The sequence below is a fragment of the Lysinibacillus irui genome, assembly GCF_028877475.1.
GTDB classification, from domain to species: Bacteria; Bacillota; Bacilli; order Bacillales_A; family Planococcaceae; genus Lysinibacillus; species Lysinibacillus irui.
Map to the genome: position 1 here is coordinate 2,913,225 of NZ_CP113527.1, position 14,010 is coordinate 2,927,234.

General features: G+C 37.7%; 16 protein-coding genes. 7 read left to right on the forward strand and 9 right to left on the reverse strand.

Features of this window, described 5'->3' with window-relative positions:
• Positions 1–132 precede the first annotated feature (132 nt).
• Positions 133–369 carry a Nif11 family protein gene (locus tag OU989_RS14750; protein ID WP_274793772.1) on the forward strand — a complete coding sequence of 79 codons (237 nt, stop codon included), beginning with the start codon at positions 133–135 and terminating at the stop codon, positions 367–369.
• 51 nt (positions 370–420) lie between these two features.
• Here OU989_RS14750 and OU989_RS14755 read toward each other — a convergent pair whose 3' ends face one another.
• Entirely contained in the window at positions 421–1,314 is an 894-nt protein-coding gene (locus OU989_RS14755; protein ID WP_274793773.1) for a deoxyribonuclease IV, read from the reverse strand.
• A gap of 12 nt (positions 1,315–1,326) precedes the next feature.
• On the reverse strand, positions 1,327–2,628 hold the full coding sequence (locus OU989_RS14760) for a DEAD/DEAH box helicase (protein ID WP_274797354.1): 1,302 nt from the start codon (positions 2,626–2,628) through the stop codon (positions 1,327–1,329).
• Between the two features lie 398 nt (positions 2,629–3,026).
• On the opposite strand from OU989_RS14760, the gene vrrA reads away from it, so the two are divergent.
• Positions 3,027–3,518, forward strand: coding sequence for a VrrA/YqfQ family protein (vrrA, locus tag OU989_RS14765; protein ID WP_274793774.1), 492 nt, complete (start codon positions 3,027–3,029; stop codon positions 3,516–3,518).
• 73 nt (positions 3,519–3,591) lie between these two features.
• Positions 3,592–4,560, forward strand: coding sequence for a 4-hydroxy-3-methylbut-2-enyl diphosphate reductase (locus tag OU989_RS14770; protein ID WP_274793775.1), 969 nt, complete (start codon positions 3,592–3,594; stop codon positions 4,558–4,560).
• Between the two features lie 46 nt (positions 4,561–4,606).
• Here the strand turns inward: OU989_RS14770 and OU989_RS14775 are convergent, their stop codons facing one another.
• Together OU989_RS14775 and OU989_RS14780 are read right to left on the reverse strand one after the other, a co-directional pair.
• Entirely contained in the window at positions 4,607–5,308 is a 702-nt protein-coding gene (locus OU989_RS14775) for a response regulator (RefSeq protein WP_274793776.1), read from the reverse strand.
• Positions 5,309–5,323: 15 nt separating this feature from the next.
• Positions 5,324–6,904 (reverse strand): ATP-binding protein, encoded by a 1,581-nt coding sequence (locus tag OU989_RS14780; protein WP_431812197.1) that lies wholly within the window; start codon positions 6,902–6,904, stop codon positions 5,324–5,326.
• Positions 6,905–7,016: 112 nt separating this feature from the next.
• Between OU989_RS14780 and OU989_RS14785 the strand changes: the two genes are divergently transcribed.
• From OU989_RS14785 to OU989_RS14795, 3 genes are all read left to right on the forward strand, one after another.
• A complete protein-coding gene (locus OU989_RS14785; protein WP_274793777.1) occupies positions 7,017–8,066 on the forward strand; it encodes a TRAP transporter substrate-binding protein in 1,050 nt (349 codons plus the stop codon).
• Between the two features lie 263 nt (positions 8,067–8,329).
• Complete coding sequence (locus OU989_RS14790; RefSeq protein WP_274793778.1) at positions 8,330–9,589, forward strand: dicarboxylate/amino acid:cation symporter; 1,260 nt, start codon at positions 8,330–8,332, stop codon at positions 9,587–9,589.
• Positions 9,590–9,784: 195 nt separating this feature from the next.
• The gene (locus OU989_RS14795; protein ID WP_274793779.1) at positions 9,785–10,321 is read left to right on the forward strand and encodes a tubby C-terminal domain-like protein; all 537 of its coding nucleotides are present in this window, start codon (positions 9,785–9,787) and stop codon (positions 10,319–10,321) included.
• 76 nt (positions 10,322–10,397) lie between these two features.
• On the opposite strand, the gene OU989_RS14800 is transcribed toward OU989_RS14795, so the two are convergent.
• Positions 10,398–11,024, reverse strand: a complete 627-nt coding sequence (locus tag OU989_RS14800; protein WP_274793780.1) for a hypothetical protein — start codon at positions 11,022–11,024, stop codon at positions 10,398–10,400.
• 259 nt (positions 11,025–11,283) lie between these two features.
• Between OU989_RS14800 and OU989_RS14805 the strand changes: the two genes are divergently transcribed.
• Positions 11,284–11,463, forward strand: a complete 180-nt coding sequence (locus OU989_RS14805; protein WP_274793781.1) for a hypothetical protein — start codon at positions 11,284–11,286, stop codon at positions 11,461–11,463.
• Between the two features lie 79 nt (positions 11,464–11,542).
• Here the strand turns inward: OU989_RS14805 and OU989_RS14810 are convergent, their stop codons facing one another.
• From OU989_RS14810 to OU989_RS14825, 4 genes are all read right to left on the reverse strand, one after another.
• Entirely contained in the window at positions 11,543–12,082 is a 540-nt protein-coding gene (locus OU989_RS14810; RefSeq protein WP_274793782.1) for an NADPH-dependent FMN reductase, read from the reverse strand.
• 201 nt (positions 12,083–12,283) lie between these two features.
• Entirely contained in the window at positions 12,284–12,532 is a 249-nt protein-coding gene (locus OU989_RS14815) for a DUF2164 domain-containing protein (protein ID WP_274793783.1), read from the reverse strand.
• 120 nt (positions 12,533–12,652) lie between these two features.
• Positions 12,653–12,874, reverse strand: a complete 222-nt coding sequence (locus OU989_RS14820) for a hypothetical protein (RefSeq protein ID WP_274793784.1) — start codon at positions 12,872–12,874, stop codon at positions 12,653–12,655.
• A 14-nt stretch (positions 12,875–12,888) separates the two neighbouring features.
• A complete protein-coding gene (locus tag OU989_RS14825; protein ID WP_274793785.1) occupies positions 12,889–14,010 on the reverse strand; it encodes a Nif3-like dinuclear metal center hexameric protein in 1,122 nt (373 codons plus the stop codon).

Genomic DNA, 14,010 nt, shown 5'->3' on the forward strand with positions numbered 1-14,010 from the left:
ATTTACAAGTTGTAAGTATATAGGAAAGTGCAGTTTTTGTAAAGAAAAGAAGATGGATGTTTAACAAATGGCTAAATCGCAAGTGTGTACATGATTTCGTGAAAAATAACATGTGATAAAGGAGGATTGACTTTGAGTATTCAATTTTTACAGCAACTAGCACAAAGCTCTGATAAGGAAATTGTCGCGATTGCTCGTGAAGAAGGCTTCGACATTACGACTTCTGAGGTAAAAAAATTGCGCCCTTATTTGGAGCAATTCACATTCTCTTGGCTATTTTTAGGTATTCCTAAAGACATCCTTGTAGAAGTGGAGGCAGTATTAGGTAGAAAGCGCTCACGTCAACTTATTGCATTATTTACAAAATAACAAAATAGTGCCCGAAATCAGCATCATCAACTGATTTCGGGCACTTGTTCGTTACCCTTTTAACGCTTCAATTAGCTCAGGCTTAAATGTGCCGTTACGCAACATCTCAATTTCAACTTTATAAGGTGCTGCCTTCGATTTACTATCACTGTTTGAAGGCACAAATGGCGTTTCTAAAATTTTAGGAATATCCATTAATTGCGGATGATGCACTACATAGTTTAATGCGTCAAAACCGATATGGCCAAAGCCAATATTTTCATGGCGGTCTTTACGGGCGCCTCGCACATTTTTTGAATCATTAATGTGTAGAACTTTGATGCGATCTACGCCTATTATTTTATCAAATTCTTCTAGCACGCCATCAAAATCTTCAACAATATTATAGCCAGCATCATGTGTGTGACATGTATCAAAGCATACAGAAAGACGTTCATTATGTGTGACACCATCAATGATTTTAGCAAGCTCTTCAAAGGAACGACCACATTCGGTCCCCTTCCCCGCCATTGTTTCTAATGCAATTTGAACAGGGAAATCCTGCGATAATACCTCATTCAAGCCTTCAACAATTTTCGCAATTCCAGCTTCAGCACCCGCACCTACATGCGCACCAGGGTGCAAGACAATTTGCGTTGCCTCTAGTGCTGCTGTGCGTTCAATTTCTGATTGTAGAAAATCGACTCCAAGACGGAATGTTTCTGGTTTTTCCGTATTCGCAATATTGATAATGTAAGGAGCATGCACAACAATATTTGTCATACCATGCTCTTTCATATGAAGTAGACCATTCATAATGTTCAGATCGGCAATCGCTTTACGACGTGTGTTTTGCGGTGCTCCTGTATAAATCATGAATGTATTTGCTCCATATGACAGTGCTTCTTTACTTGAGCCAAGCAACATCTCTTTCCCACTCATTGAAACATGTGAGCCAAGTAGCATGTAAAAAACCCCCTATTTTTTACCTCGCGCTTTTAAACGACGTTCACGTTTTTTAATTTTTTCCATTTCCCATTTCATATTACGCTTATAGCCTGGTTTAACCTTTTTAGGCTTACGCACCAATGCCTTCGCTTTCACATCGATTTCATTCTCTTGTTTCACGCGATTTTTACGCGCATGACGCTCTTTTAACTCAGACCATTCTCCATTTTTAACGTCTTTTTGCACAAAAGGAATACCCATTTTCTCTACACGAACTACTGCATCTTCATCAGATGGCTCAAATAAAGTAATGGCAGTTCCTTTATTACCTGCACGGGCTGTACGTCCAACACGGTGAATAAAGAATTCTAGGTCCTCTGGAATTTCGTAATTGATAACATGGGAAATTCCTTGAATATCGATACCACGTGCTGCTAAATCAGTCGCAACAATGTATTGATATTCTAGATCGCGGATTTGTTTCATCATCTTTTTACGATCACGTGGACTTAAATCACCATGGATTTGTCCACAACGGATACCATGTTCATTTAAATAACCGGCAACTTGCTCAGCTGTTTTACGTGTATTAGTAAAAATAACAGCTAAAAACGGATTAATACCTTCAATTACTTCTAATAAACGTTTATTACGCGATTTAGAGCGTACTGGCACAAGCACAAAATCAATACCCTCTGCCACTGGTCGCTTATCGTTCATTTGGATATGCACTGGGGCATCCATATATTTTTTTAAGAAAGGCTGAAGTTTTTCAGGAATCGTTGCAGAGAATACAAACATTTCAAGCTTCTCTGGCATTTGAGAAGCAAATCCATCAATATCCTCGATAAAGCCCATATCAAAAGCTAAATCAGCTTCATCAACAACTAGGATTGGTGCCGTATGCACAAATAACGCTTGTGCTGAAACAAGATCACGAATACGTCCAGGTGTCCCAACAACTATTTGTGGTTGTGTTTTTAATTTATCAATGGAGCGTTGCTTGTCCGTACCCCCAATAAATAGCTTTGCTTGAATAGCTGTTCCTTCTATTAACTGATTTAACGCATCAAATATTTGTTGTGCTAGTTCGCGTGTAGGAGAAGTAATAACAGCCTGAACTTCCTGTCTCTCTACATCAATACGTTGAACTATCGGAATTAAAAAACTATGTGTTTTCCCCGTTCCTGTATGTGCCTGTCCAATAGCACTTTTCCCTTTTAATAAAAGTGGAATAATTTCTTTTTGAATTGGTGTCGGTTCTGTAAAGCCTAGTTTTGCAATGGCGTCCTGCAAAAATGGCTGAAAATTGTAATCAGTATATTTTGACATCATTCGTTCCTCCTAACATCTTTCTCATTGTACCATGATTCGAACTTTAAGGTATATTTACATCCTATATATTACAAGCATAAACATAATTTAAACGTTTTATGATTACCGTAACAAAAGCCCTTATCAAAGGTACTTGAAATAAGAAGAATATGCAATCAAAAATACGAATACCACAATGCCAGAAACCCTGGGTACTGTAATTTTTAGCATCATGAAAAACGCCGAGAAGTTGTCACTCGCCGTTTTTGTTGGTTAGAAACGACCATTTTCTTTAGACAGTGATCCTATGTCATCATTGTTTTCTGTTTCTATATCGAACCCTCCCACTAGCCTTTGCATATCATAGCTATAGTCAGGTATGTCATCAATGAAAAACAAGTAGAAAGGAGATCATTATGGTATTTCGACCACCTTATCAATATCCTATGTATCCCGGTGGCATGAGAATGCCCATGCAAACACCACCACAAATGTCACCGCAGTCCTTTTACCAGCCTGGAGGCTTTCCTGTTCAACCACGAATTCCAGGCGGCTTTCCGATGGCTAATGGAATAGGTACCTTCGGAGGGCAAATGCCAACGCCACCTGTGCAGGAACCTTCTAAAATCGGTTCGTTCTTACAACAAGCAAATAGCTTATTCAATACAGCTAAGACCTATACACCTTATATTCAACAAGCAATGCCGATGGTAAAAAATATACCCTCGCTATTAAAGTTATACAAAGGATTCCAAGGCCTTCCATCCGCTGGGTCAGCTAGCGCTGATACTGCAGGAAGTGATAAAAAAGCTTCAACTGGAAGTAGACGATCATCAAGGCAAAGTGCATCATATACGCCTCCTGAACCACTTCCATCTAAACCACGTATCTTCCAACCACCTATGTAAATGAACGTTTCTTTGTATTCGCCGTCCCTGTCCGTTATAATGTAGATAGGTAAGCTTGAAAGGAGTCACAACCATGCAAGTATTAAAAATTAATCCACGTGGCTATTGCTACGGTGTTGTTGATGCGATGGTCATCGCTCGGAATGCCGCACTTGATAAAACATTACCAAGACCTATCTACATTTTAGGGATGATTGTGCATAATAAACATGTCACAGATGCGTTTGAAAAGGACGGAATCATCACATTAGATGGTGAAAACCGCCTAGAAATTATTGAACAAGTTGAAACCGGTACTGTCATTTTCACAGCACATGGTGTTTCACCTGAAATTCGTGAGATTGCAAAGCGAAAAGGCTTAGTGTCCATTGATGCCACATGTCCTGATGTAACAGTTACCCACGATTTAATTCGTGAAAAATCGGCTGAAGGCTATGATATTATTTATATCGGAAAAAAAGGACATCCCGAACCAGAGGGGGCCATTGGGGTTGCGCCTGATCATGTCCACTTAGTACAGTCCTCAAACGATATTGATGCGTTAAATTTAACGAATGATAAATTACTGGTGACAAATCAAACAACAATGAGCCAATGGGATGTTGCCCATTTAATGGATAGTTTAAAAGAAAAATTCCCTCATATCGAGGTACACAAAGAGATTTGTTTAGCGACACAGGTTCGTCAAGAAGCTGTCGCTCAGCAAGCTGGAGAAGCGGATTTACTCATCGTTGTGGGAGATCCTAAATCCAATAACTCAAACCGCTTAACACAAGTTTCCGTTGAAATTGCAGGAACACCATCCTATCGAATTGCGGATGTTTCGGAGCTTAAAATCGAATGGTTAAAAGGCATTAATAAAGTGGCAGTTACAGCAGGTGCCTCAACGCCAACTCCAATTGTCAAAGAGGTTATTACTTTCCTTGAGCAATTCGATGAACATGATGCCGCTACACATATAATCAATCGTACGGTGACATTAGAGAAAATCTTACCAAAGATTAAAACACCGACACCAGTTGATAAAATTATGCCTTATTAATAAAAACAAAAAATCCTGATTGCTTTTTGGCCAATCAGGATTTTCTTTATTTACTAAAATAATAGTTTATAGGTCGCCCAATACCTCCATAATGGACATCCATTGTAATTTCTTCTTGTTTCTCTAAATAGTCTAAATATCTTCTTGCGGTGACACGAGCAATTCCTACACCACTTGCTACGTCTTCTGCAGATGCACCATCGACCGAATGTAAAAAGTGCACAACCTTTTCAAGCGTTGTACGATTAAAGCCTTTCGGAAGATTATTTTCCGACCCTAGCGGAGCTGATTGTTCCACGTTAGTTTGCCCATCACGATAATGAAATAATTGATCCAATTCCCGCTGTGTGAGTTCCTGATCTGATTGTGTTTGCTTCTTAAAACGTAAATAATTATCAAGCGTACCTTTGACCCGTTCAAATGAAAAGGGCTTCATAATATAATCAAAGACACCTAGATGCAGTACTTGTTTCACTGTCTCCATATCATTCGCAGCCGTGACGGTAATAACATCCACTGGTAGGTCTAGTTCACGTATTTTTCGTAAGCTCGTAATGCCATCTTGCTCTGGCATAAAAATATCCATAAAGATTAAATCAGGCTGATGGTGACGTATTTGCGTAATGCCTTCAAGACCGTTAGATGCTTGTCCAATCACTTGAAAATGTTCAACCTTTTCAATAAATTGACGATTAACCTCTCGTACCATCGGATCATCCTCAATTAATAATACTTTGATCTGCAACACTGTCCGTCCTCCCTGTTATGCATAATAAAAGGTTATTAAAAAACTCGTTCCTTTGTTAGGTTCACTGATGACTTCGATATCACCCTGTCCTTTTTCAATGATTTCCTTTATTAAAAATAACCCTATTCCTCGGTCTTTTTGCTCTTTTGTAGAATAACCATTATCAAATATGTGCTGCTTGATTTCCTCCGTCATGCCTATACCATTATCGGTTACTAAAATAGCTAAGACATCATCGTCTTCATCCACTGAAACATGAATCACTTTCTCTTCAACTTGTGCATCCTTTAAAGCATCAAAAGCATTTTCTATTAAATTACCAAATAGAATAACAAAATCATGATGATCCAAGTTAGGTGGGAATGACGTTAAGCGACTTTCACGATCAACTTCCAGACGAATTCCTTGTTCCTTTGCATAGGAAATTTTACTAAGCAAAAGCCCTGAAATATTTTCATTTTTTATACGTTCATTTAAAAAGTTGGTGATTTCATCGTGTTCTTCTTTTACTTGCGTTAAGTATGACAAAGCCTGTTCATGATGTCCAAGCTGTAAAAGACCAGCTATAGTATGCAGTTTATTTTTATGCTCATGTGTTTGCACACGAAGTGCTTGTACAAATGCCCTGACACCTGTTAATTCTTCAGCAAGCTTTTTCACTTCCGTACGATCTTTAAACATTGCCACTGCCCCGACGGTTTTTCCGTTGACTTGAATCGGAATACGATTACTCATAATACTATGATTATTAATATAGAGTTCACGGTTAAATAATGGTTGATCTAGCTCCAAAATTTCAGGAAGTCGAGTATCAGGAAGGACATGAAAAATTTTCTGACCAATTAGTGCAGATGGTTTTTCATGTACACCTAATATGTCACATGCTTTTTCATTAAAAATCGTTATCGTCAAATCATTGTCGATGGCAATGATTCCTTCATGCATGGCATTAAACGTTTCTGTCCGTTCTACATACATTTTGGCAATTTCATGAGGCTCTAATCCAAACATTTGTTTTTTCATATGAAGCCCTAATGTACGCGCACCCCACGCACTAAAGATTAATGATAAGATGACAGTAATGATAAGCTCTGTTTGCATTGATTGCAGCAATTCTACAACGGTAAGAACACTGTAACCAACTATCGTAACACCAATTTGTTGTCCCTTATTATTCATAATCGGTACAAATGCTCGAACCATATCACCATGTCCCCCATGAGCGATTGACGTATAATAATGCTCTGAAAAAGCAGCGTTTAAATCACCAGATTGGGATATTCGTCCAAGCTCCTCGCTATTTGGATGAGAGTATTTGCGTCTTTGCATATCTAAAACAACAATATACTTCGCCCCATTTATATCACGGATTTCTTCAACTATTGGGTTAATATGTTGTATCGCCTCATTAAAATTTTTATCGGTTATATAGGTTTTTATTTCGGGAAGCTGTGAGACGGTTTTTGCCACAAGTAATGCTTGATCACTAAGTTGGGTCTTTTGTTCATTCATCACAAACCCCAACAAAAAAGTGCCACCAATACTAAAGGAAAGCATCAGAATAAAAAAAGTCAGCGACATAATTTTTCTCTGCATAGATAACTTTTGAAATATCAAAATGATTGCCTCCCTCCTACTATATTTTAGCTTACTCCATATGTTAGAATAACAAAAACATCAGAAAATACGAATTAATTGGGTGTATTCAATGAAAAAATTTATTATTGGAACGATTGTAACCGTCTTTGTTTTAATCGTAGCAATCAGTGTTCAGCAAGGATTACTCTTTGCTAAACCGCTTCCCTATGATGATGAGCAAAAGGGCTTAGACTCACAAATTACTATTCATTTAAGTCATGTGGTAGCCGAAAATACCCCAAAAGGACAGGCAGCCAATAAATTTGCTGAGTTAGTAGAAGAGAAAACAAACGGGAAAGTCAAAGTCCATGTGTACTCAAATTCCTCTTTATTTAATGATGAAAATGAGTTTCAGGCCTTACAAAAGGGTGACGTGGAAATGATTATCCCCACTTTTTCGAAGATGACCGCATATGTGCCTAATTGGCAGGTGCTTGATTTACCGTATCTGTTTAATACAGATGAGGAAGTACAGGAAGTCCTGACAGGTTCTATTGGGGAACAATTAGTAAACGAGCTAGAACCGTTTCATATTAAGGGATTGGGCTTTTGGTACAATGGCTTTAAGCATTTAACGTCTGTCGACCAACCCATTCATACATTTGAAGATTTACAGGGCTTACGTATACGAACAATGCCAAGTAAAATTTTAGAAAAACAATTCGAAGTAATGAAAGCAACACCAATTCCCCTTTCTTTTAGTGAGGTTTTTACAGATTTAGAAAAAAACGCAATTGATGCACAAGAAAATACAGCCTCTAATATTTACTCTAAAGGGTTTTACAAAGTACAAAAGCATATGACGATCACTCAGCATGGAATTTTAGGCTATGCTGTCTTAATGAACGAAACATTTTGGAACTCTCTACCTGTAAAAATCCAACATCAATTGATTTCTGCAATGAAAGAGACAACAGAATGGCAATTTGATCAGGCAATACTTATGAATGAAAAAGATATGGAAAAGCTCAAACAGCAAGCTGATTTTACTGTTTATACGATGAGCCCTTCAGAAAGACAGCGTTTTAAAGAGCAGCTAGCCCCTGTCTACGATTTTTATAAAACTCATATACAAAATGATCATGTTTTATCCAAGATAGAAAAGATTGTTACTCCCTAATACTTTTGGTCATTAATGATTAATCCTTACAAATAGTAAGGATTTTTTCTTTTGTATTATAATAGATTACCTATTTCCAAAACTACTATAAAACAGCTACAAACCCTTGCTATTCTTGCCTTTATCTCCCCGTCACTCAAAAATGAACAAAATGAACAATAGAAACTTTACGGTCATAAAAACTATTGTCGGAAAATTTCAGCTATGATAACCACATGAAAGCGTTCACACAATAGCCATAGTTGTTATAGGGGGAAAACTATATGCGTATAAATTTTAAAAACTTAACGGTGCAAGTATTGATTGCCATTGTGCTAGGTATCCTAGTCGGAGCAATATTCCCAGAATTCGGTGCGAAGCTAAAAATACTTGCAGATATCTTTATCAAATTAATCAAAATGTTAATTGCACCTATTATCTTCCTAACTGTTGTAATAGGTATTGGTAGTATGGGTGATGTAAAAAAGGTTGGAAAAATTGGGGGAAAAGCTTTAATTTATTTTGAAATTGTTTCAACCTTCGCTCTTGCAATCGGCCTAATCGTCGTAAATATCGTTCAGCCAGGTAAAGGTTTTAATACAGAGGCTGCCAATGGGGCTGATGTCTCTCAATATACAGAGGCTGCCGCAGCAGAGCATGGCTTAGGGGCTTTTATTATGCAAATTATTCCTGAGAATGTCGTTGGGGCATTAGCGAATGGTGAATTATTACCTGTTTTATTCTCTGCCGTTTTATTTGGACTAGCTGCTGCAGCTATTGGGGAGCCTGCTAAGCCTGTTATTAAATTTTTTGAGCAAGTAGCAGATATCTTCTTTAAAATCGTTAACATGGTCATGAAAATTTCTCCTATTGGTGCATTCGGTGCCATGAGCTATACAATCGGTAACTTTGGTATTAAATCACTCGGAAACTTAGGATTTTTAATGCTATCTGTTTATATTACGATGTTTATTTTTATCGTTGTGATTATTGGCTTGATTACACATTACTTTGGCTTTAGTATTTTTAAATTTATTAAATACATTAAAGAGGAAATTTTTATCGTTATTGGGACTTCTTCATCAGAATCGGCCTTACCTTCTATGATGCGTAAACTGGAAAATTACGGTTGTTCTAAGCAAGTAGTCGGACTTGTTGTACCAACAGGCTATTCATTTAACTTAGATGGAACTTCCATTTACTTATCAATGGCTGCCATCTTTATTGCACAAGCGTACGGTGTGGATTTAGATATTTGGCATCAGATTACGTTATTAGCCATCTTAATGCTCACTTCTAAAGGAGCAGCGGGTGTAACAGGCTCTGGCTTTATTACACTAGCCGCAACATTGGCAGCATTTCCGATGATCCCAGTAGAAGGGATTGCCCTATTGATCGGAGTAGATCGTTTTATGTCAGAGGCACGTGCTGTCACAAACCTAATTGGTAATGGCGTAGCTACGGTAGTTGTTTCAAAAATGGAAAAAGAATTTGATACAGAGCAAGAAAAGCGTGCTCTTTCTGGGCACACTCAAATGCCATAAATTTAAACAGGCTGCTGAAAGCGAAATAAAAATTCGCTATTTCAGCAGCCTGTTCATTTTTAGATGATTCAACTTTTCACGAGGTAAGCTGATAAAAGATAAAGTAATTTTATCTGTTCGGCTTCTAAAAGATAGCTCTTTTCATGAAACCTCCTCAACTGCTTACTCGTATAGATAATGACTGGAGGTTTCTTTATGGCAATATTTACACTTACGTATCCTAAAGCTTTGAAAAGCTTTACCCATATTCCAATCGTGAATGAACAAAATGAAACAATATGTGTGCTTCAAAAAGTAGAGCGTTCCTCTGCCGGCAAAGTACTGAATGCTGTTTTGCTAGTAGCAGCACAGCAAACATTGCCTTATCGTTATGAAACGCGATCTACATTAGGTGCACCCCTTTTTCAAGTACAATCTACCCTATTAACAAAAGGAGTCAGCCATCAAATTGTGATGCCTGATGGTAGTTTGATACCGATTCAACGGAAAACAGTCCAATTATTGGAATCCTCTTATTCATTTACAATGGACGATTTAGACTTTCGGTTTGAAAAGGATTTTACTTCTACCGCTTATCTATATTGCAATAATGAAAAGATTGCTAGTGCTAGTCCTATTGAAACGGAGTTAGTACGAACAGGTATACAGTTTAAGCTTTTCCAGGCAGATGATATGCACTTTGTTGCACTCCTTGCAACTCTTTATCAAGCACTTTTTGCCATTACTACATAGTTTGCAGATGTAAATATGACAAAGGTATCGACGAATAGACTCTCGATGCCTTTGTCATAGATCCTCTTTTACATGATTAATTTATTTTTTGACGTTGCGCATTTAATATATTAATGACATAAGAATTATTTTGTGAAGCATTCGCTTGTACAATTTTTTTAATGGCTTCTTCTATCCCTATTGCTAACTGAATTCCTTCATGACTGGCGCCTTTTATCGTAGTTTGAATCGTAATAGTCGTTCGATTTTCAATGACTAAGTATTCGTATACATCAAAGTCTTCTAAACCTGCGATTAGCTCTTCCATCAACAGGTTGATATCATCCCCTATTTTCTTGTTGTCATCGCGCAACGAGGTAAACTCCCATCTTTCAAAAACGATGGGATAGTTTTTTAAAGGAGACGATTTAATTGCATTTTTGGCAATAGACTCCATATCTTTTTTGACCGTCTGCAAATAATCTTCTGTGCCGACTACTTGGATTACCAATTCCTTCTCTTCAGTCGTTTTAACATCAATCCCGACATACTTTTCAAGTAGCTTCTCCTTTAATCGAGAAAGGCTTAACTCTTCATTCGTAATAGGTGGTTGCTCCCCTTTATTTGCTACTGACTTATCATCTACTACTAATTTATCAAACAGGATTAGTATAGCTATTATCACCACTAACAACCCTATAACAAGCCCAAACCTTCTAACCATTGAATCCCTCCTGATAGGAAGGTATGACCCTTACTACTTCAATATTCACTTTTTTATAGGGATTCAGCAGATGCAGTGCGAGGTGTTGTAAAGAGAAATGTCTCCCTCAACGACTAGCTAGTCATTGTATTGCTTACTTTTCCTGATATATTCCGGGACGCGAAATAAATTCGCTTAATTTTGTCCATTTTATGTCAAGCTTTTCAAAAAGGAGTACACTAAAAAGGTAGTAATTCTAATATTTTGGAGGGTGTTTTATATGGACACAAAAGCAGCGGATATTAAAAATATACTGACATTAAATCTACTCGTACAAATTTTAGAGGAACGTGGCATTATGACAGATAAAGAATTAAAAGAACGCCTTACCAATACAGTTAAACTATCTTCTATGGAAAATGATTTAAAAGAAAAAGTTATTGAAGAAATTAAGCATTAATGTGTGTTATCACATCAAAAAACGACCGCTTCCATAATGATACCATCTTTGAAAGGGGTCGTTTTTTTCATAATAATACTTAAGATCGAATTGTTTTTAAAGCTGTTGACCAAGGAATGAGCTGATCTAACATTTGGTGAACAGAATCTGCTTGCACCTCTTTTGGTTTAAAGACAGAGCCATTTTCAAAATCAGTAAATAATGATAATGCCGGATGAACTCGAACATCTGCCACTAGTAGTTCTCCAAGAATGCCTCGTAAATGTTCAGCAGCACGTGCACCTCCAACAGAACCATAGGAGACAATACCAGCAGCTTTATTATTCCATTCTACTCGTAAATAATCTAATGCATTTTTTAATGCACCCGTAATGGAATGATTGTATTCCGCAACGATAAAGACAAAGCCGTCACATGCTGCTACTTTTTCTGACCATGCAGCTACACCTGAAGTATCTCCACCTGGTTCTCCTAAAAATGGTAATTTAAAATCTGCAATATCAATGATTTCATACTCTGCATCACGGCGTTTTTCGGCAACTTCCTTCACCCATGTGCCAACCTGTGGGCTTACACGCCCCTCTCGCGTACTTCCTAAAATAATACCAATTTTCAACATATAAATTCTCCCCACTTCATCCTTTATTGTGACTATTCTCGCTTCCTGTACGCGATTGCCACTCATAACCATTTTGGTCAAGAAAATAGTCCATTAATCATCACTACTCTAGGAATTGCAAGTATTATCTTCAATTCAAGATTAAATTAACATAATTCTTTATTTTCTGTCAATTATTTATATTAGAGGGGTAGAGAGCATTTATTTCAATTTTATCGGTTGCTCCAATGCATCGAGTTCCTCCTCAATTGCAGCATATTGTCTTTCTACAACATATTTAGCATCAGATAGAGCTGCATTATAAATATGGGGAGCAATCTGCTCCTTAATAAAATCTAACACACGCTCTGCTTCAAATTCACTAATGTCCTCATCACGCTGATTATAGAAAAATCGTTGAATATCAGCAAGTATCATTTCTTGCTGGTCTTTTGATAAACGGATAAACACGACAACTTCCCCATTTCTTTTAATAAATTATAAATTTATACCAATCTTATCATTATCAATAGATTGTTTGCATAAAAAAGGCTGAAACACTAGTACTACTAGAGCTCAGCCGCAATATTATTATTGACACTCAAAGGAATAACTAGTGGATAAAAAGTTTTTTTCCTTTGAAACTATCGCTTGTCCACCATCATCCTCACATTGTTGGGTCATAGCATCTATTTTCTTATCATTGATGGTATTCGTCATGACCGTCATACCAATGCCAAAAACAACGATGAATACACCTATTATAATCCATAACTTACCGGCTTTATTGCCTGCTGGTCTTTCACTAGCCACAATGTTCCCCTCACTTATACAAATAAAAATGGTTCAGTATGAATGGTTGATTGTACAAATTCAACTTGATATTTTTTATCTTCGCATAGTGTAGCCATTTTTTGGGCAACACCTGCAATCATCACTTTTTCTACATGATGACCAGGATCGACAATTTGTAAGCCAATAGCCTGTGCGTCTTGTGCCGTATGGAAGTACATATCACCTGTTAAAAAGACATCTGCACCTGCACGCTTCGCCGCATAAATATACTTATTACCGTCTCCCCCTACAAGCGCCACTTTGCTGATCTTTGACTGTAAATTACCTACGACACGAACTGCTGGGACTTTTAGTTGCTGCTTTACGAACTCAGCAAATTGCTGTAGCGTCATTTCCTGTGATAAGTAACCTACACGCCCTAACCCCATAACATTTGTTTGTTGCTCGAGACGTATAACATCATAGGCAGGCTCCTCATAAGGATGACTTGTGAGCATTGCCTTTAACACTCTGTTTTTAATGGATTCAGGAAATACGACCTCCACTTTTACTTCTTCCTCTACATGTAACTCTCCAACAGAGCCAACAAACGGTGTTGCCCCTGCTAATGCACGAAATCGCCCTTCACCAGTCGTCGTATAGCTGCATGCTTCATAGTCCCCAATACGACCTGCACCAGCCTTTTCAAGCGCCTCACGTAAGGCTTCTGCATTGGCAGTTGGTATAAAGACGGCTAGCTTCAACAGATTTTCAGCATACGTTTCTTCTAATATAGAACGATTTTCTAGCTTTAGGGCATCTGCAAGTAAATCATTGACCCCACCTTCAGCCACATCTAAATTTGTGTGTGCCGCATATACAGCAATATCATGTTTAATAAGCTTTTCATATAAGCGCCCTGCCGGATTATCTGTGCGGATATTCGCTAAACGTCTAAAAATTGGAGGATGATGAGCGATGATCAGCTCACAACCTTTTTCAATTGCCTCGTCCGCCACCTCTTCATTGACATCTAACGTGACTAATACTTTATGAACAGGCTTGTTGAGCGTCCCAATGGCTAAACCAATTGGATCATTTTCCATGCAAGCTAGTTTCTTGGGCGACCATGATTCAAATACTTGAATGATTTCTTGACCATTTACCGCTTTCAT